The organism is Lactobacillus laiwuensis (genome assembly GCF_019972835.1).
GTDB lineage: Bacteria > Bacillota > Bacilli > Lactobacillales > Lactobacillaceae > Lactobacillus > Lactobacillus laiwuensis.
Genome location: NZ_BPPB01000016.1, coordinates 18362 through 36923, shown reverse-complemented (window position 1 = coordinate 36923; position 18562 = coordinate 18362). Strand labels below are relative to the sequence as shown.

At 37.4% G+C, this 18562-nt stretch carries 17 protein-coding genes; 3 read left to right on the top strand and 14 right to left on the bottom strand.

Annotation, left to right across the window (positions count from 1 at the left end):
* From LDM92_RS09145 to LDM92_RS09115, 7 genes are all read right to left on the bottom strand, one after another.
* The coding region (locus tag LDM92_RS09145; protein WP_223902972.1) for a hypothetical protein at window positions 1-891 on the bottom strand (891 nt) is incomplete at its 3' end.
* Window positions 892-1035: 144 nt separating this feature from the next.
* Complete coding sequence (locus LDM92_RS09140) at window positions 1036-2985, bottom strand: M13 family metallopeptidase (protein ID WP_223902971.1); 1950 nt, start codon at window positions 2983-2985, stop codon at window positions 1036-1038.
* 95 nt (window positions 2986-3080) lie between these two features.
* On the bottom strand, window positions 3081-4301 hold the full coding sequence (locus LDM92_RS09135; RefSeq protein WP_223902970.1) for an MDR family MFS transporter: 1221 nt from the start codon (window positions 4299-4301) through the stop codon (window positions 3081-3083).
* Between the two features lie 189 nt (window positions 4302-4490).
* Window positions 4491-5747, bottom strand: a complete 1257-nt coding sequence (locus LDM92_RS09130; RefSeq protein ID WP_223902969.1) for a carboxylate--amine ligase — start codon at window positions 5745-5747, stop codon at window positions 4491-4493.
* A gap of 19 nt (window positions 5748-5766) precedes the next feature.
* Window positions 5767-7716: an asparagine synthase (glutamine-hydrolyzing) gene (asnB, locus tag LDM92_RS09125; RefSeq protein ID WP_223902968.1), complete on the bottom strand. Its 1950-nt coding sequence runs from the start codon at window positions 7714-7716 to the stop codon at window positions 5767-5769.
* Between the two features lie 109 nt (window positions 7717-7825).
* Window positions 7826-9223, bottom strand: coding sequence for a metallophosphoesterase (locus tag LDM92_RS09120; protein WP_223902967.1), 1398 nt, complete (start codon window positions 9221-9223; stop codon window positions 7826-7828).
* Window positions 9224-9275: 52 nt separating this feature from the next.
* Window positions 9276-9761, bottom strand: coding sequence for a hypothetical protein (locus LDM92_RS09115; protein WP_223902966.1), 486 nt, complete (start codon window positions 9759-9761; stop codon window positions 9276-9278).
* A 200-nt stretch (window positions 9762-9961) separates the two neighbouring features.
* On the opposite strand from LDM92_RS09115, the gene LDM92_RS09110 reads away from it, so the two are divergent.
* Window positions 9962-10528: a DNA-3-methyladenine glycosylase I gene (locus tag LDM92_RS09110; RefSeq protein WP_223902965.1), complete on the top strand. Its 567-nt coding sequence runs from the start codon at window positions 9962-9964 to the stop codon at window positions 10526-10528.
* A gap of 58 nt (window positions 10529-10586) precedes the next feature.
* Here LDM92_RS09110 and phnE (LDM92_RS09105) read toward each other — a convergent pair whose 3' ends face one another.
* The 6 genes from phnE (LDM92_RS09105) to LDM92_RS09080 form a co-directional block, all read right to left on the bottom strand.
* Window positions 10587-11399, bottom strand: coding sequence for a phosphonate ABC transporter, permease protein PhnE (phnE, locus tag LDM92_RS09105; RefSeq protein WP_045928670.1), 813 nt, complete (start codon window positions 11397-11399; stop codon window positions 10587-10589).
* Entirely contained in the window at window positions 11399-12202 is an 804-nt protein-coding gene (phnE, locus tag LDM92_RS09100) for a phosphonate ABC transporter, permease protein PhnE (RefSeq protein ID WP_046332658.1), read from the bottom strand. The genes phnE (LDM92_RS09105) and phnE (LDM92_RS09100) overlap by 1 nt, the downstream gene beginning before the upstream one ends.
* Entirely contained in the window at window positions 12195-12968 is a 774-nt protein-coding gene (gene phnC / locus LDM92_RS09095) for a phosphonate ABC transporter ATP-binding protein (RefSeq protein ID WP_223902964.1), read from the bottom strand. Before phnC ends, phnE (LDM92_RS09100) begins: the two co-directional genes overlap by 8 nt.
* 21 nt (window positions 12969-12989) lie before the next feature.
* Window positions 12990-13916, bottom strand: a complete 927-nt coding sequence (locus LDM92_RS09090) for a phosphate/phosphite/phosphonate ABC transporter substrate-binding protein (protein WP_223902963.1) — start codon at window positions 13914-13916, stop codon at window positions 12990-12992.
* A 331-nt stretch (window positions 13917-14247) separates the two neighbouring features.
* Window positions 14248-15180 (bottom strand): phosphate/phosphite/phosphonate ABC transporter substrate-binding protein, encoded by a 933-nt coding sequence (locus tag LDM92_RS09085; RefSeq protein WP_046332659.1) that lies wholly within the window; start codon window positions 15178-15180, stop codon window positions 14248-14250.
* 511 nt (window positions 15181-15691) lie between these two features.
* Window positions 15692-16183 (bottom strand): universal stress protein, encoded by a 492-nt coding sequence (locus LDM92_RS09080; protein WP_223902962.1) that lies wholly within the window; start codon window positions 16181-16183, stop codon window positions 15692-15694.
* Between the two features lie 141 nt (window positions 16184-16324).
* Between LDM92_RS09080 and LDM92_RS09075 the strand changes: the two genes are divergently transcribed.
* Both LDM92_RS09075 and LDM92_RS09070 read left to right on the top strand, forming a co-directional pair.
* Complete coding sequence (locus LDM92_RS09075; protein WP_223902961.1) at window positions 16325-17125, top strand: tyrosine-protein phosphatase; 801 nt, start codon at window positions 16325-16327, stop codon at window positions 17123-17125.
* Between the two features lie 23 nt (window positions 17126-17148).
* Window positions 17149-17625 (top strand): nucleoside 2-deoxyribosyltransferase, encoded by a 477-nt coding sequence (locus LDM92_RS09070; RefSeq protein WP_109586793.1) that lies wholly within the window; start codon window positions 17149-17151, stop codon window positions 17623-17625.
* A gap of 729 nt (window positions 17626-18354) precedes the next feature.
* Here the strand turns inward: LDM92_RS09070 and LDM92_RS09065 are convergent.
* The gene (locus LDM92_RS09065; RefSeq protein WP_081945322.1) at window positions 18355-18447 is read right to left on the bottom strand and encodes a putative holin-like toxin; all 93 of its coding nucleotides are present in this window, start codon (window positions 18445-18447) and stop codon (window positions 18355-18357) included.
* Between the last annotated feature and the right edge of the window lie 115 nt (window positions 18448-18562).

The window sequence follows — 18562 nt, the reverse complement described above, 5'->3', positions numbered from 1 at the left end:
TTTTGTTTTTAGTAAATATTTAGACATAAGAAAACCCCCGAATTGGAATCTTTGTCCAATTCCGGGGGTTAACTTCAGCCATTCTTCAGCAATCCCTGTTCGTATAGCTGACCCGATAATACCAAGATTAATTTGATCAAAATAGTAACTCAAAGTATCGGCAATGTTATCAACTTTGGCTAAGGGGGATAAAGCAATTAAAAGTAAAACTCCCGCTAAAAGCAAAGTTATTAAGCTAGAAAACAGAATTGAGTCATTCCGACTATATAGAAAGTGTGGTTTTTGTATTTTCCAACTGGTCATTACCAAAACAGTAATGATGATTAAAACAGGAATTCCAGACAAACCCGAATTATTTATCTGGTGCAATACCTTGTTGTACCGTAAAGTTCCGGCAATCTTGCTTACAACACGGACGTCATAGACAACAAACATCAATAGCAAAATTCTGCCCCAATTATTGTTCACCCGACTTAAGGCTAATTTAGCCATTGGAATATACATGATAAGGGAATATAAAGTAACCAAAAGCATCCAGAAAGTGCCATTGATCAAATGATAGTAATTCAGTAATTTTGTTAGCAAAGACAAACTAATTGGCAAAGTGTAACAAATTGCTATAGTTTCAATGTAATGGTTAATCAATTGCCATCTTTTCGGCTGTTCACTTTCAGTCTGTAATAAAGAAAATTGTAAACAAACAAAAATAAGAGAGAGTGAAATGGCAAGCCTTTGACTTTGATTAAAAAGATTTCTATTAACAAAACCCAGAGTAGCGCAAATTAGTAAGATCAATATTTGTCCCACAGTTTGTGCTAAATGAAAAATTTTTATTATCCGATTTGTTTCTGATGTACGTGCTGATACAGCGTTTTGATTGAAATTCTTCATGGTAACTACATTATAGTAAATATAAAATGTGTTTCAATATATCTTTAATCCTTTTTTAAAATAAGTAAAATTATTATTTACCTTTACAAAAAAAGCCATTGTTCTAAATGATTAGAACAATGGTTTTTGATTTACTACTAATAATTACCAAATATGTACTCGTTTCTCTGGGTCGAGCCACATGCCGTCTTCTGGTTTAACATCGAAGACTTTGTAAAAGTCATCTTGGCATTGACTTTGAACGTTGGCACGTAATGGACCAGGTGCGTGAACGTCAACAGCAGTTTGACTCTTAATTGATTCTGTTAACTGCTTATTAGCCCAAATGCGTGCAAAGTTTTCAAACAGTTTCTTCAAATCATCATTTTCGTTCTTGGCGGCTTCAACAGCAGCAGTCAAACCACCTTGGTCAGCAATATTTTCTGAAACTATTTGCTTACCATTAAGTTTAACTGGTCCATATTCTATACCGTCAAACAAATCAATTTCAGCTTGTGTCCGCTTCTTGAATTCGGCGTAATCCTCATCAGTCCACCAATTAGTCATGTTGCCCAATTCATCAAATTGTGCACCATTGTTGTCAAACGCATGAGAAACTTCATGAGCGATTACGGAACCGATTCCGCCAAAGTTGGCCGCTCTGTCTTGTTTCAAATCATAAAATGGCTTCTGCAAAATTGCTGCAGGGAAAGTCAAATCGTTTCTTTGAGGGTCATAACAGGCGTTAACTAAATTACCAGGCATTGCCCATACTGTCCGGTCAACTTCCTTGTGAAGTTGCTCAATGTTGTACTTTTGCTGCACAATAGTAAATGCACGTTCATTTGAATAGAGGCTGCCACCCTCATTAGCTGGAATTACCTTCAAACGATTGTAAATTTCTTCGATTTTATCTGGATAACCAATCTTTAATACCAAAGCATCAAGTTTAATAATTGCACGTTTCTTAGTTTGTTCAGAAAGCCAATCGTTATTCTGCAAACGTTCCTTGTAAACCTCAAGCATACGGTGAATCATGTCTTCAACGTCTTCTTTGGCTTCTTTACCAAAGTAGGTTTGACCATAATAAACTCCAACTACTTCGCTAAATGAATCATTTGCAATGTAGTAAGCCTGTTTCTCGCCACTTGTCAATTGAGGTTGACCGCTAAGAGCCTGACTAAATGGAAACGCTGCTTCACGAAATTCTTGTGACAAGGAGTCAGCAGCCGCGTTAATAAAGTTAACCAACATCCAGCCTTTGATTTCATCAAAGTTTTCTTCATTGATAATTTCGTTAATGTGATCCAAGTAGCGTGGTTCTTCAACAATAATTCGTTCTGGTTCTTCGCCAATTGCTTCTTTCAAGTAGTAAGCAATCTTAAACTGATCAAACTTAGCTTCAAAGTCAGCAATCTTCATTGGATTGTAAGTAGCAGGATAATCTGCCCACTCTTCTGTAGACTTAACGATCTTAGATAGCTTAGCATCAAATTTAATAGCATCTTCTGCATATTTTTCTGCTTTAGCTTGATCAATACCAGCCATGGTTAAAAGCTTAACCGATTGCTTTTGCAAAATGTCTAATAGTTTTGGTGCATCAGGAGTTTGATAAGTTGTAGTGTCAGGCAAGAAAGTTCCAGGACCAGAAAAATACAAAGCATTAACTTTGGTATTCTTCATGTCAGGCGAAACGCCAAAGCTAAATGGAAGTATGGCAAAAGTTGCTAAGTCAGGCGCATTTAAGTTGTAGTCAGAAAAGTCCTTAATGCCATCAAGAAGTTCCAAGTCTGACTTAATTGGTGCAGCTCCATCAGCGTTTCTTTTAGCGAAATCTCTAGCTAATTTGTACAACTTAACGGCTTCATCCATATCAGGTACACTTGGTAATTCTTTTTTTCCAGCCGCAAAATCGGCAAAATCATGCATCAAGTGCTTTTCAACATCAACATCGATGCCGTCAAACGAAGCCATTCGTGACCGGTCTTCTGGAATTTTGGTTTTTTCAATCCATTCTGAGTTAACAGCCAAGTATAGGTTGTCTTGTGGGCGTGCATCACGCTTTGGCTCGATAATGTTGCCACTACCGCCTCGAACTGCGAAGTTTTTATTCATTCAGAGAGTCCTCCCTTTTTTATCTAAATTAAAAATAGACTAAATTAATATTATCATTCTAATTATACCCTTAACATTAAAAAAATTTTACAAAATTACTTATAAAGCGTGATATGCTTATGCAATTTTGCGTGCAATGGCAATAGCAGCAGTACCATCAGAAAAATACCACAGGCAGCAATAATAAAGAATGGAATGTAACCCGCACGATCAATTATCATGCCGCCAAATAATGGACCAAAAGCCTGACCAATGCCACGGGCAACATTAATTTCACCCTGATATTTGCCCTTGCTGTTTATCGGAGATAAATCGTTAATGTATGCCGGAACAGCTGGAAATGCAGTCGCTTCACCCATAGTCAGGATAAACATTGATAGTGCAAAGTGGGCAAAATCTTTGGCAAAAATCAACGTGGCAAAAGAAATTGCAAACATGAGCGTTCCAAAAATAATTTGCTGAAACAAGTTCTTAAACAAATTAGGATAGCGGGCCAAAATCACCTGAATAATGACTATTACAGCACCATTTAGGGTCCATAACAAGCTGTATAAGTGGAAAGGTATTCCCAATGAAACCATGTATACGGACAAGTTAGACTCCCAATTCATGTACATTAGCCATGTCACAGCTAAAGAAACCAAGAAGCCTACCATTAACATCACATTATATTTGGGCATAGGATCAACTTTTTGTTTCTTGCCCTTTTTAACACCGTTCTTTTTACGATTTTGGTGAAAAGTATTAATTGGGCGGTAATGAATGGCTGCATTAACGCAGGCGATGGCAAATAGTGAGGCTGCTAAAATAAATAAGAATTCAATTGAAAAGTCGTAAAGATATCCTACTAACAGCGTCCCTGTGACTGTGCCGACATTTTGCGCAAAATAAATCAGATTAAAAACATAGCGTCCTGAGTATTTACGCAAACTAGTCGCAATTGAATTAATTAAGGTACCGTTCCAGCCACTGATGCAACCCGTCATAATCAGCCAAAACCAATATTCTGGCCAGCCGTGAAAGAATGCCATCAGGAACAGAACTAGTGCATCCAGTCCTAATCCCGTAACAATTAAGGGGTATGGGTTCAGGCGGTCATATAAGCGTCCAGCTAAAAGCGAGCCCAATACATTGCTGGCACAATTGCAAAATAAAACAACCCCTATTACAGAAAGGCTGATGTGCAATTGCTTGTTTAAATAAACCGAAGTCAAGGGCCAAACAAAACTCGACCCGATCCACGTGGCCAGCTCCCCCAGTAAAAGCCAGCGTAACTTAATTTCTGTTTCTTCATGAGATCCATGTTTAAGTTTCATTTATTCAGTCCTTTCTTTTTTTAGTTTCCATTTACCAGTTTAGCAAGAAGTATTAAAAAAGAACACCCCTATTTAAAATAGCTGAACTGGTATTTGACATACAAAATAATAATTTTATTCTTAGAAAAAAAAGATGATCACCAGTAATTTGCTGCAATCATCTTTATTGCTATTTAATTAATGCAGAGTCTAAAAGAATTGACCTTTATTTTCTTGATAATACTTTTGATAGCGTCCTTTATAATTATGAAACATATATTTCAAAAGCAGCCACCGCTTAAAATTGCGATCCTGATCATAAAAGACTGTTGTACCATAACGTCCTTCATGGATTAGCTCTTCAGCCATTCTTTTAGCTTCATTATCAACGGCATATTGCTTAAACACATTGACAGGGATGCCTAACCACAGTTTATGTTTTGACTTTAATTTATTACCGTAAACCGGTTCCTTATCGTTTAAGCTGTCATAAACATAATCGTCTACGTACCATTTGGCTAAATTATAACCATTAAGAGTCACATAAAAACTTGAACGACCTTGGCGCAAATTAATTTCAAAGAATTTATATTTGCCATCTCGCGTGTCATATTTGATGTCAAAGTTGGCCATCCCCGTGTAATTGATTTTTTCCAAAAATGATTCAACCTGTTCGTACAGCTTTTCATCATAATCAGGTAAAATTGCCATATAATTGCCAATTGATTGCGGTGTCGGATCTTCCAGCAATGGGTGACCCATACACATCATCTTGATATGATGTTCCTTATCAACATAGGCGTTTAACACCCGCATGTTGGAATCATCACCGGGAATGAAGTCCTGCAGAATCAAGTCTTCTTTGTAGCCATTCTCATAGATTTTAGTGACAATATCACGCAATTCAGTTTCATTATGAATGGTAAAAGCCTTTTTACGCCCCTCAAACTGCACATCAAGCCAGGAAACAGGATCTTCCGGCTTAAGCTCCAGTGGATAGCCAAAAGGCAGTTCCAAATAATTTTCTGCCTTGTAATCAGCCATCGTCACAATCTTGGTTTTAGGGTATGGCAGACCACATTCTTCAGCGATCTGGTAAAAGTTTTCTTTTGAAATTAGTTTTTGTAATAAATCGTAGTCAACATAGGGAACGACAAAAACTTGTTGTAATTCTGCCTTATGTTTTGCAAGCAGTTCAGAATAGCCGTCTCCGCATGAAATTAGAATTACCGGTTCTTCATGGTCCTGGTAAATTTTCATTTGTTCACGCATAACCTCAATAAAAGTTGGATCTTCGCTGAAGCCATGATGTAATTCCACCCTGACAATTTTAGAATAACGTGTTGCCGCCAGCTGACTGTCAGCCAGCGCCTTTACGCTAATACCGTATGCCTCGTTAAACGATCGGGCCATGCCGTAAACATTAATGTCACTGCCAAGTAAAATTGGCGTAAAGTTTCGTTTCATTAATAAATTGTGCTCCTCATTAAACCAGCTTGCCCTGCTTAATCAAGCTGGCAACTTCTGGTTGAACATGCTGGTATTTGGCAACTGTGCCGTCATAATCAACAAAGAATAATTTATACCATACTAAGAATGTATAAATAGTCCAAATTTGTCGACGATGGGAACCGTCACCCTTGTAGTTTTCATCGAGCAGAGCCAAAATTTTATTCTGCTCGAAAACGTCTTGTACAAAATCTTCACTGAATAATTCGCGCACTTGCTTATAAAAACGGGGTTCTTGCAGCCATTCTTTAATTGGGGTGGGAAAGCCTAATTTTGGCCGTTTAGCCCATTCATCCGGCAAAACCTTTTCTGAAGCCTTGCGCAAAGCATATTTAGTATCATGCTTGTTCACTAAATAATCAGTTGGAATTGAATTGGCTCTTTCTGCAACCTTTTTATCAAGATATGGCACCCGTAATTCCAAGGAATGGGCCATAGAAATTTTATCCGCCTTTTGCTCAATATCATTTAGCATAAAGTGGTGCAGATCAATGTACTGCATCTGGCGGACATTATCGAGATCTTTTACTTTTTTGAAGTCACTTTGGTAAATCCCGTTGACAGTTAATTTATTCCGATAAGTTGGCTTTAAAACACTGTTAGCATCCTCAGAGGTAAAGATAGTCGGATAATCCATGTCGTAGATAACTGATTGACCAACGTAAAATTCACTCGGTTCAGCCAAATTGGTGTACAAATGAACTTTTCCTGGGAAATTAGGCATCTTTTTAATTTTATGTGCTAATTTAACTCTGGTCTTCTTCGGTAACTTTTTGCATTGGGAAGTAAACACTTTAATAATGCTGTTGTGCGTGTGCATCCCGTAATTAACGTAACCGGCAAATAATTCATCCGCACCTTCGCCGGACAAAGCAACTGTCACATGTTTACGTGCCATCTTGCATAAATACCATAATGGAATTATTGACGGGTTTGCATCCGGCTCATCCATATGGTACTGCATTTCCGGGAAGTCATGCATTGCTTCATCTGCTTTAACCTTATCAGAAAAGAAATGCCAGCCCTTCATATCAGCTAAAGCCCTGGCCTTTGAAGCCTCATCATAAGTTGCATCATCAAAAGAAATTGAGAATACATCATCCGGATTTAATATACTAGTGATGTAACTTGAATCGACTCCTTCTGAAAGGAAGGCGCCGACTGGAACATCTGCAATATGGTGCAATTTAACTGACTCGTGTAAATCTTCGTCAATTTTATTGACGGTTTCTTCAAAACTTAAAGTATTAGCCTTGTATTCTGCGTCCCAATACTGATGAGTTTTCATTTCACCATCTTTATATTCAAACCAGTGACCGGCAGGAAATCTATAAATTCCCTTGAAAAAAGTTTCATGCAAATCATTATACTGGTTCATCAAGTATGGTTTAACAGCTTCAATATTTAAACGTCTTTTAAAGCCAGGCATTGCCAAAAAGCTTTTGATTTCTGAGCCTATCGTTAAATGACCATTCTCATCACTGTAATAAAGTGGCTTAATACCAAAGAAATCGCGCGCACCATACAATGTCTGAGTATTGTCATCCCAAATTGCAAAAGCAAACATGCCGCGAACACGCTTGAGCAAGTCATCCATGCCCCATTCTTCAAAGCCATGCAACAGCACTTCTGTATCAGACTTAGTGGTAAAAGTATGACCCGCAGCAATTAATTCATCTCTCAATGGCTGGAAGTTGTAGATTTCACCATTGAAGATAATGGCCATTGTTTTATCTTCGTTGTATATTGGTTGACTGCCGCCACGCAAATCAATGATTGATAATCTTCTAAACCCTAAAGCAACTTTATCGTTGGTATAAAAACCATCTGAATCAGGACCACGATGCATAATTGCCGCCATCATTTTACCGATAGCGGCTTGTTTATCATTTATTTCTGGATTATAAAATGCAACAATTCCGCACATTGCTTATCTTCCCTTAATTTATGTTACTTTGTATATTTTTGTCTTTAATTTAACTTTTCTATTATATGCTAAAAGCCGGACAATTTCCAAATTGCCCGTCGCGACTTTACTAAATATAAAAAATTCTGCGTTTGCTGGCAGCACCATAACCAAAAGCCTGAATATAATGCCTTTGTATGTCAATATTCACAATATAACCCGCAAATTCCGTTTGATGATCAATTTGCCGCTTCCAATTCTTGTTATATTTAGTGGTTAAAGCATGGTTAGGTCCCATCAGCGCCGAACAGTTAAACAGAATATACTGAATTCCGTTAATGCGGTATTGGTCTTCCCTGTGTCTGTGACCACAAAAGTAGGCAATAATACGCGCATTTTTTACATTAGTAAAATCAAAGTCATTAGCTAAACGAAATTCTGGTGGAATTCCGTGGCTGGAATGCATCTGTCCTTTTTCACCCTGATTAAAAGCAACTAGCAGCTCGTGCAGAGAACGGCCATTATACTTTAAAGCATTTGAACCCTTGCGATTAATCGGGTTGGCATGGCTCATCAAGATAATTTGCTTATTGGATGACTGCTGCAGTATTTCAATAATTTCTTCAATTTGATCTTCCCTCACAGCCAAAGTAAGTTTCACATCATATTTTTTTCTGCCTTGGGCATCCAAATAGTAAGGCAAATCAGAAGTATTAACGGAAATAAAGCGTAAATCATCCACATCATAGTAACAAACTCCGTGTTGACGCGAAATATAATGGACACCCTTTTGCTTATACAAGGCGGGCCACATAATCCCTTCAAACTCATTTTCAGGAAAAGAGGCGCTTAAATCATGGTGTTCATCAAACTTGTCATTTTCATCGTGATTGCCTTTAATCAGCATATAGGGCACTTTGTCGGAAACAAATGAATCACGCAACTTAGTTAATTCACTTTCACCCAAAAAGCCCGTATCAGAGCCATCAATCCAGTCACCCAAATGAACTTTTAAGCTTAACAGTCCCGAGTTATCCAGGTAAGAAAATTCGTTAACGTGAGTTAAACCGTTCCAGCCATAAAAGTCCATACTGTTACGATCTTTATAATGGGTATCAGTAATAACACTGACATTAACAGAATTTTTCCCTGTGCGAATGTGGCCTTTGACTCTTTCAACAAAGCGATCCAAATACTCTTCTACAACATAGCGTCTGCCAGTTTTGCGGTTGACAAAAGCACGATAGCGCTGCAGTTCGGGACTGAATCTGCGGACATATTCAGGTTCTAATTTATCTGTACTTTCCAAGCTGAGAGCTTGATGCAAAATTTTTTCTTCATCTTGGTAAACTGTCAGAGTATACGGCTGATCATTAGGTGTACCCTGTTCACTATCAACGTGATACTCTCCTACCGTTAAATAATTTTGCATAGGATCAAGTTGTGCATCATTTTCCTTAAATAAAGAACGTAATTTAGCACCATTTATCTTATCAACTAGTCCTTTAGTATACTTTAAAATACCCATATTTTGCCCCAAACAGAAAGAAAAAGAGCTGATCACACATTCAGCTCTAAAATTATAAGCTTTTTTCTAAAGCGTGTGCCGCTAAACCAATTGACAGAAGAGCATCTTTAGACAAAACCCCTTGTAATGTTTTTGGCGCTACTTCTTCAACGGCCCCAATTACTTTTAAACTGTAACTAACGACATGAAAATCTACCAGGTCATTGTAAAACCCATCTTCATAAGGATTTTCATGATTATAAGTTAAATTAATTTCGCTTTTATCAACAAAACCATCAACGTGGTTAGTTAAAATTCGATCCTGCAAATCGGTTAATTGCTCTGATAGCTTAATTAAAGTCAGTTTATGATCACTTTCAGTGTCGTAGTACTGTTCTTGAGTCATGCCGAAGTATTCTTTTATTGGCTTATGCAAAACGTGCAAATTATCAATTACACGATAAACTGCCTCGGCATCAAAATCTGTTTCTTTATTTAAAATACTTTCTTGATTTGCGGCCAAGTCATCGGCCAAAGTTATTATTTCTAACTTCTCCATGGTATCCTCCTAAAGTTCATTATATATTATACCAAAAAAACTGCTATTGCACTTTTTGAAGGAAAAGTTTCTGATATTTAAGCAAAAAGAAAACAATTAAAAAATTTCAGCACAATAAACGACCAAATTGTTTTTAAAAGAATAAAAAACTTTTGGCGTATTTATTTATGAACGTTAATATATATTTAAGGAGAATAAAAATGAATAATATTAATCGCTGTCCTTGGAGTGACCATGATGATTCCTTAATTAGAGATTACCACGACCACGAATGGGGTAAATTAAACTTAGATGAACGTTACTTATTTGAAATGCTGGTGCTGGAACTGTTTCAGTCTGGTCTCAGTTGGTCTACAGTTTTGCATAAACGGCAAAATTTTCGGCAGGCTTTTTGCAATTTTGTTCCCGCAGAAGTTGCACAAATGACCGAACAGGATCAGGCACGCTTATTGCAAGACAAAGGAATCATTCGCAATCAAAGAAAAATTGCTGCTGCGATTACCAATGCACGCGCACTGTTAATTATTGACGCCAAAAACGGCAACTTTGCCCATTATTTACAAAAATTTATTCCCACTCCTATTATTCATCATCCTCAAACAAGTGACGAGGTACCAACGACAAATAAGATTGCGCAAAAACTAGCTAAACAGATGAAACAAGACGGTTTTACTTTTGTGGGGCCAGTAATTCTATACTCATTCCTGCAGAGCGTTGGCTTAATCAATGATCATTTAGAAAATTGCCCCTTTAAATATCACGGCTAAAAAAAGTGAATCAAGCTGAAATTACATACTTGATTCACCATATTCAGAAATTTTCGTTTTAGACTAATTTTTTACGGATCCAGCCCGAAATCCAGTCAATGATCACAACCATAATGATGATACCCAGTAAAATGATACCAACTCGGTTCCATTGACGGTATTGCAGTGCAATGATTAACGGGTAGCCAATGCCACCGGCTCCAACTAAACCTAAGATAGAAGCAGACCGAATCGAAACATCAAATCGGTATAACGTGTTTGAAATTAATGCCGGCATTAAATTGGGTAAAGTAGAAAACATGATAATATTTGTCTTTGAACCACCGACAGCCGTAACCGCTTCGTTGGGGCCATCCTCCAAGTTCTCAATTGCTTCAGAAAAGAGCTTGGCAAGCATCCCTACAGAGTGAAAGCCTAGTGCCAAAACACCCGCAGCAGAACCTGGTCCAACAGCTTTAATAAACATTAAGGCTAACACAATTTCTGGAAATGATCTGATTATTGCCAGCACAATTTTGCCTGACCTTGAGACATACCAGTGCTTGTGCTTAGTATTTGCGGCCCAAAAAGCAAAGGGTAATGAAATAATGGCAGAAATGAATGTTCCTAAAAAGGCAATGCAGACAGTTTCCCATAATTGCGACAGTAAGTCTTCACCTGAGCCGTTATAGACATAAGACCAATCAGGATGAAAAATGCCAGAAAAGATCGCACCGGCAATTTGTCCGGCTGTTTCTTTGATGCCGCCAAAATCGATTCCTGTGCATGACCAAACCACTAAAGCCGCAGTGACAACTGCTATTAGCCAGTGCAAAACACGTTTTTTGACATCTATAGGCCTAGGAGGCAATTTTTTCATACTTGTATCCATTATTGCATCAACGCCTCCCGTGATTTAGATGAAACATAATCAATTAGTACCACTACAATAATGATCACAATAATAATTGTTCCTGTCTTAGGATAATCAAAGATTTGCAGTGTCTGTTGCAGATACAAACCAATACCACCGGCACCGATATAACCTAAAACGGTTGAAGCACGCACGTTAATTTCAAATGCATACAAACAATAGGAAATAAAATAGGTCATAACCTGAGGCAAAACCGCAAAGACAATGATTTGCAATTTGTTGGCACCAACAGCAGTCAAGGCTTCAATCGGACCCGGATCAATAGTTTCAATTGCTTCGTAAAACAGTTTGACCACAATCCCGAACGTACAGATAGCCAAGGCTAAAACACCAGCTACTGGCCCTATACCGACTATAGCTACGAAGATAGCACCCAAAAGCAGGTCAGGAACGGTTCTGATGATATTCATAATAATCCGCAATATTCCAGTAAGTGCTTTATTTTTTACAATATTGCGCGCAATAAGCAAAGAGTAAATAAAAGCAATTACAGAACCGATTGCTGTACCCAAGATCGCCATCTTAATAGTTTCCAGCAAAAGAGGTACTACTGTGCCCAGATAAGACCAGTCAGGATGCAACATTTGCAGGAAAATGTCGGCAAATTGCCCAAAGTTGGCAAACAAGGCACCTAAGTCAGTTTTGGTTTCATTAGTAGAAATGAATAATCCAGCAATAAAAAGCAGCACCCAAAGCAAATTTAAGATTTTAAACTTTTTCTTAGGCAAAGCCCTCAGTTTTTCTTGCTCTGTGCTACTCATCTTCATCACCACCGGAATAGATCTGATCAAACGTTGCTGCCGGGGTATCTGACATCTTACCGTCATAGATAATTTCACCAGCACGAACGCCAATGACCCGCTTGCCAAATTCCTGTGCCAGCTGCACGCTGTGCAGGTTAATGACAACTGTCATGCCATGCTTTTCGTTAAGCATCTGCAAGTCTTTCATCACCCGGCGTGAAGTCTGTGGGTCAAGTGAAGCTGTCGGCTCGTCTGCCAAAATGATATCCGGGTTCTGTGTCAACACACGGGCAATTGCTACCCGTTGCTGCTGCCCACCAGACAATTCATCAGCCCGAGAATAAACTTTATCTGCCAAATCCACTTGCTGGAGTGCATCATAGGCCCGTTGTTTATCTTCTTTAGTAAAAAGGTTTAGAGTAGATTTCCAAGTTGGATAATATCCAACTCTGCCAGTTAAAACGTTACGCATCACGCTTGAGCGTTTAACTAAGTTAAAGCTTTGGAAAATCATCCCAATATGACGACGTAAAGTTCTTAACTTTTTACCCTTAGCCTCGGTAATAGATTCACCGTTAATTAAGATATCACCCTCAGTAATATCAATTAGACGGTTAATCGACCGCAAAAGCGTTGATTTGCCGGCGCCAGATAAACCAACAATAACGACAAATTCACCTTTATTGATAGTTAAATTGACGTCTTTTAAACCAACAACATCTTTGCCATAAACTTTTTTAACGTTTTTTAATTCGATTATTGGCTTAACTGCAGAATCTGCCATTATAAACTTCCTTTGTATTCCTTATTTTTTGGTCGATTCGATAATTTTTTCATATTTACGCACAACGTTAAAGTCACTGTCTTTAGTGTGAACGTATCCTTCATGAGTATAAATACTCTCGATAACTTTTTTACCCTTCTTAGACTTGCCAATATCGATAAATGCCTTGGCCAGCTTCTTTCTGAATGAATCAGACATGCTAGGAACAACGGAAATCGTATCGTTGGGAATAGGCTTAGTAAAGTAAATTGGTACTACTTGACTCATGATTTTAGGGTTATCATCTTTCACAATTGTCCGCGCATCTTCAAATACAAATGCGGCATCTGTGTCACCATTGAGGACATTCAAAACAGCTTGATCCTGACCAGTCACAGTGACTAACTTGCAACTCTTGCGTACATCAAGACCTTTTTCCTTCAACTCAGCAATCGGGAAAACGTAGCCGGCTGAAGATGTGGGACTTTGAATAGAAATTGACTTGCCTTTTAAATCTTTCCAACTCTTAATTTTAGAATTTTTCTTAGCTACAATCTCAGCACGATAGAAGTTAACCAGTTCATTGGTTGGACGGCCGTTTGGTTGTTTAACTCCATATCTTTGTGCTTGCAGCAATACATCTGCTGCTCCTTGCTTATGAGCCAAAATGTAACCATTTGGTGGCAAGAAACCTACATCAACTTTCTTAGACTTCATGGCTTCGACCACTGTGTTGTAATCAGTAGACATTGAAACGTGAACTGGAATGCCTAAACGGTCTGACAACATTTTTTCCAGTGGTTTTGCACGAGACTCCAGCTTTGTGGCTGCTTGACTAGGAACAAATTGCACATTCAAAGTTTTGGGCGTGCCACTATCTTTGCTCTTTTCCTTATTTGAGCAGGCAGTTGCCATTAATGCTACTAAAAAAACAGCAGCACAAGCCAATATTTTTCTAAATTTTCTCATCATGCCCTCCCAGACATAAAAAAAGACTTTAGCTAAAAACACAAACGTGAATTAAACTAAGTCTTTCAATAACACTTTTACTAAAAAAGCGAACAATACCTTTTTGAAAGGAACGAAAGGCTTTTTTGCAAAAACTTCAATGAACGCTAGGCGCCGTTGATATTTTTGCATTACCTTCACTCTCCTTTCGCCATACTGTATTTATTCTATCAAATAATAGCAGAAATGTTTTATTTAGAAAAGAGAATTGACTAGAAATCTTATTTTGTTTAAGAAAGTTTATTTAATTCCTATTATGCGGCTTTTTTAGATTTTTGAAATATTGGGGAAACTATTTCTTAGTAGAAGCAATTACTTTATTGTATTGACGAATAATGTCGTAGTCGCTGTCTTTGGCGTAAGTATAGCCTTCTTGGTTATAAACATTTTCAATAATCTTCTTACCTTCTTTAGACTTGCCTATAGCAATAAATGCTTTAGCCAGCTTCTTCTGGAAGGATTTTGGCAAACTAGGGATAACCGAAATAGTATCGTTAGGAATACGCTTGGTGAAGTAAATTGGCACTACCTTGCTCATAATCTTCGGATCATCATTCTTAACATTATTACGTGCATCTTCAAATACGAAAGCTGCGTCAGTATCACCGTTTAAAACGTTTAAGACGCCTTGATCGGCACCCTTAACAGATACAGTCTTGCAACTCTTGGTTACATCTAATCCCTTTTGCTTTAATTCAGCAACTGGGAATACATAGCCAGAGTCAGAAGTGATGTCTTGAACAGAAATTGACTTGCCTTTTAAGTCCTTCCAGCTCTTAATTTTTGAACCCTTCTTAACCAGGATTTCACCACGATATGAGTTGACTAATTCTTTGGTTTGAACGCCATTTGGTTGTTTAATGCCATAACGAACAGATTGTAAAAGCAAGTCAGCTGCTTTTTGCTTGTGAGCCATAATGTAAGCGTCTGAAGGCAAGAAACCAACATCAACTTTCTTTGACTTCATAGCTTCAACTAAGCCATTGTAGTCAGTTGACATTGAAACATGGACTGGAATGCCAAGGCGTTTGGACAATAGTTTTTCCATCGGCTTAGCCCGTGCCTCCAACTTATTGGCAGCTACACTCGGTACGAACTGAACGTTGAGTGATTTTGGCGTATTACTACTTGAACTAGACTTCTTACTTGAATTGGAACATGCTGTAGCACCAACTGTTAATAACAGTACGAAACATGCTATCAGAAACTTTTTGATTTTGGTCATTTGTTTTTTACACTCCTAATAAATATACCATAACTTCATTTTGCTTAAGCATAAACTTAGTTGTCACATTAATGGCAATACATTTATGTAGATATTCAAATAAAATTGACCTGAATTAACTTCCGCTGCTATTTTTCATTGCACCCTCCTAAAATTGAGCAAATAAAAAGGCAAAATATGACTATGTCATATCATGCCCAAGTAGTTATTCTGAAAGAAAAACGAACGGTTAACGAAGATAATTGTAAAGTATTTAAATAGGAAAATAAATTATAGGTTTTTCCTGTTACTTTCATTGCCCTCAACCTTCCAAACAGTAGAACTACGTTCATTTCATACAGATAATACCATAAATATTCGCAATCACGCAAGGAAATATCGGATTTTATTTCGTTATTGTATTATGAAACTAAACTTTCCGAACATCAATAGCATGATACTTTTTAAGGTTCCTTATTTTACGCAAAAAAGACACACGAATTATTTATCGTATGTCTTTTATTTTAGAAATCTATTTGTTGTCCTTTCCTGGCTTAATTGGCTTATTGTCAACATCTGTTCTGACAATTAGGACATCAGCTAAAGCATGTTGGTTAACATATTCAGTAACAGAACCCATCAACATTCTTTCTACTGCATTTAAACCAGTTGCACCCATGATAATCAAATCATTATGATGGTCTTTAATAAAGTCATAGGAAATAATTGCTTTCGGGCTGCCATAACGAATGTGGTAATCAATATCATCAAAACCCAAATTGTCATGAGCCCATTCCTTTAAACTCTTAAGATATTTTTCTGAATCTTGCGTCATCTGATAAACGGTGTCGCCTGTAATCAGCGTATCTTGCATCTCACCTAAAAACTGTCTGGTATCAATTACGCTTAAGACATCAATGTGAGCATTTTCCGTCATTGCAATTTTAACTGCTTTATCAAAGGATCTTTCTGCCGACTCTGAACCATCGACTGGAACTAAAATACTAGCTTTTTTCGTTTCCATGTTCTCACCCTTTTGAAATATATTGTTCTTTTGTTTATTTTACCATAATTTCGATATACTCTTGGCTTTTTTTATAATTGTTTATATACTTGTTTATTGCTAAAATTAGGTGTAATTGTCAAACGCAAAGGTGGAGGTATCATGACCCAAAAACTAAAAAATCAATTAATTGGCATAAAAAATGGCCGTAATTTTCGCGAGCTTGGTGGCTATCAAACTAGCAGCGGCAAAACCGTCAAAATGCACAAATTGCTTAGAACCGCTAATTTGGCATCGCTTGATAAGGCTGACCTGAAGTTTTTACAAGACTACGGCGTTAAATACGTTGTTGACTTTAGAAGCAAGGATGAAGTTGACCGCGAACCTGATCGTGTACCTGAGGGTGCTATTTATAGCTTTGATCCGGTATTTAGCGAAGATTTGACCGAATCCTCAAAGGGAATTGACGAAATTCTTAGCGAAAAGCATCAAGATCCTAAAGCTGGATTTGACCACATGTTTTTAGCCTATGATGACATGATTAAAAGTGAGTCTGCACAAAGAGCCTACCGCCACTTTTTTGACGTGTTGCTGGCTAATGACCAGGAAAATCAAAGTATAATTTTTCATTGTACTGCCGGCAAAGACCGGACTGGTTTTGCGGCATTATTAATTTTATCGGCTCTTGGCGTACCATTTGAAACAATCAAAAAAGATTATCTTTTAACAAACGTTGCCACCAAAGACTTTGTTCATAATTTTTTACAAAAAGCTAAAGCTGAAGGAGCAAATGACGCAACCCTAAACATCTTAAAAGACTTGCAAACTGTTCATTCTGAATACATTGACTTTGTACTTACAACTATAAATAAAAATTATGGTAGCGTTGAAAACTACTTACGTGATATTATGAGATTAACTGATGATGAAATCAGTAAGTTGCGTGAAATTTATTTAAATTAGGTTTAATGGTAAGGAGAAATTTTATGACTAAAACAAAAACTGTTTATTTTGGTGCAGGTTGGTTTAATGATAAGCAAAACGATGCTTACAAAAAGGCAATGAAAGCTTTAGAAGAAAACCCAACCATTGACCTGGAAAACAGTTATGTTCCTTTGGATCATCAATATAAAAACATCAGCGTTGAGGAAAATCCTGAATATCTGCGTGATCGTGAATGGGAAACTGCAACTTACCGTGGCGATTTAACCGGTATTAAAGCCAGTGATGTTATGATCGGAGTATATCTACCTGATGAAGAAGATGTAGGTCTTGGTATGGAGCTGGGCTATGCTTTATCACAAGGAAAATACATTGTGTTGGTCATCCCTGATGAAGACTACGGCAAACCAATTAATTTAATGAGCTGGGGCGTTTGCGACATTGCCCTTAAAGTGAGCGAATTAAAAGATTTTGATTTTAATAAGCCTCGCTTTGGCTTTTATGATGGTGCTGTTTATTAAAAATAACATTTTCTTGAAGTAAAACTAAATAAGACGAATAAAAACCGTTTCTAGCGAAACGGTTTTTGTATGAGCAAGATATGACTGTTCAAGGCAGTTTAGCTTAGTGCGTAAACTTAACTACATATTGTTAAATTAATGCTAGCTTTGCAATTTAAAATGTCTTATATACTTTAGCGCTATGAATTCTGCTCTATAATACTTAATTGCACCATAAAAGCATTCATGCTAAAATACAGGTGTAAGAAAAAGGAAGACTTACGCCATAAGTCTTCCTCACGTAGAGCCACCACAAAGGACGGTAGCTGCGCTTATATTAGTTTCACATTAAAACCGCCCAGCTAGTATCTAGGACGATTTTTGATTTGCTCATTTATCATGATGCTTGTCAATAAAAACCGTTTCTGTTGAAACGGTTTTTGTATGAGCAAGATATGACTGTTCAAGGCAGTTTAGCTTAGTGCGTAAAATTAACTGCATGTTGTTAAATTAGTGCTAGCTTTGCAATTTAAAATCCCTTGTGTTCTTTTACGCTATGAATTCTGCTCTAATACTTAATTGCACCATAAAGGTATTCATGCTAAAATACAGGTGTAAGAAAAAGGAAGACTTACCTCAATAAGTCTTCCCCACGTAGAGCCGCCACAAAGGACGGTAGCTGCGCTTATAATATTTTTTGTTTAATATTAAAAACCGCCCAACTAGTCTCTAGGACGGTTTTTGATTTGCTCATTTATCATGATGCTTGTCAATAAACATTAACAAGGTCAAGATAAACATACCAAAGTTAAGCATTAAACTTAACGCTTCGGCAGTACTCATCAACTGCTGCTCCTTTCTTTTGGGAGACTGAAGTATGAATAAAAATTGTTCATAGGCCTCACTTCCTTCATGAAAGCGGCAGCTACCGTCCTTTTAACTTTTCTACGCTAATTAA

Excerpts from the sequence above, each read along its gene's own strand:
- LDM92_RS09120 (WP_223902967.1), bottom strand. The coding sequence starts at position 9,223 with ATGGGTATTTTAAAGTATACTAAAGGACTAGTTGATAAGATAAATGGT.
- LDM92_RS09135 (WP_223902970.1), bottom strand. The coding sequence starts at position 4,301 with ATGAAACTTAAACATGGATCTCATGAAGAAACAGAAATTAAGTTACGC.
- phnE (WP_045928670.1), bottom strand. The coding sequence starts at position 11,399 with ATGGATACAAGTATGAAAAAATTGCCTCCTAGGCCTATAGATGTCAAA.
- phnE (WP_046332658.1), bottom strand. The coding sequence starts at position 12,202 with ATGAGTAGCACAGAGCAAGAAAAACTGAGGGCTTTGCCTAAGAAAAAG.
- LDM92_RS09075 (WP_223902961.1), top strand. The coding sequence starts at position 16,325 with ATGACCCAAAAACTAAAAAATCAATTAATTGGCATAAAAAATGGCCGT.
- LDM92_RS09090 (WP_223902963.1), bottom strand. The coding sequence starts at position 13,916 with ATGAGAAAATTTAGAAAAATATTGGCTTGTGCTGCTGTTTTTTTAGTA.
- LDM92_RS09115 (WP_223902966.1), bottom strand. The coding sequence starts at position 9,761 with ATGGAGAAGTTAGAAATAATAACTTTGGCCGATGACTTGGCCGCAAAT.
- asnB (WP_223902968.1), bottom strand. The coding sequence starts at position 7,716 with ATGTGCGGAATTGTTGCATTTTATAATCCAGAAATAAATGATAAACAA.
- LDM92_RS09085 (WP_046332659.1), bottom strand. The coding sequence starts at position 15,180 with ATGACCAAAATCAAAAAGTTTCTGATAGCATGTTTCGTACTGTTATTA.
- LDM92_RS09140 (WP_223902971.1), bottom strand. The coding sequence starts at position 2,985 with ATGAATAAAAACTTCGCAGTTCGAGGCGGTAGTGGCAACATTATCGAG.
- LDM92_RS09070 (WP_109586793.1), top strand. The coding sequence starts at position 17,149 with ATGACTAAAACAAAAACTGTTTATTTTGGTGCAGGTTGGTTTAATGAT.
- phnC (WP_223902964.1), bottom strand. The coding sequence starts at position 12,968 with ATGGCAGATTCTGCAGTTAAGCCAATAATCGAATTAAAAAACGTTAAA.
- LDM92_RS09080 (WP_223902962.1), bottom strand. The coding sequence starts at position 16,183 with ATGGAAACGAAAAAAGCTAGTATTTTAGTTCCAGTCGATGGTTCAGAG.
- LDM92_RS09065 (WP_081945322.1), bottom strand. The coding sequence starts at position 18,447 with ATGAGTACTGCCGAAGCGTTAAGTTTAATGCTTAACTTTGGTATGTTT.
- LDM92_RS09130 (WP_223902969.1), bottom strand. The coding sequence starts at position 5,747 with ATGAAACGAAACTTTACGCCAATTTTACTTGGCAGTGACATTAATGTT.
- LDM92_RS09110 (WP_223902965.1), top strand. The coding sequence starts at position 9,962 with ATGAATAATATTAATCGCTGTCCTTGGAGTGACCATGATGATTCCTTA.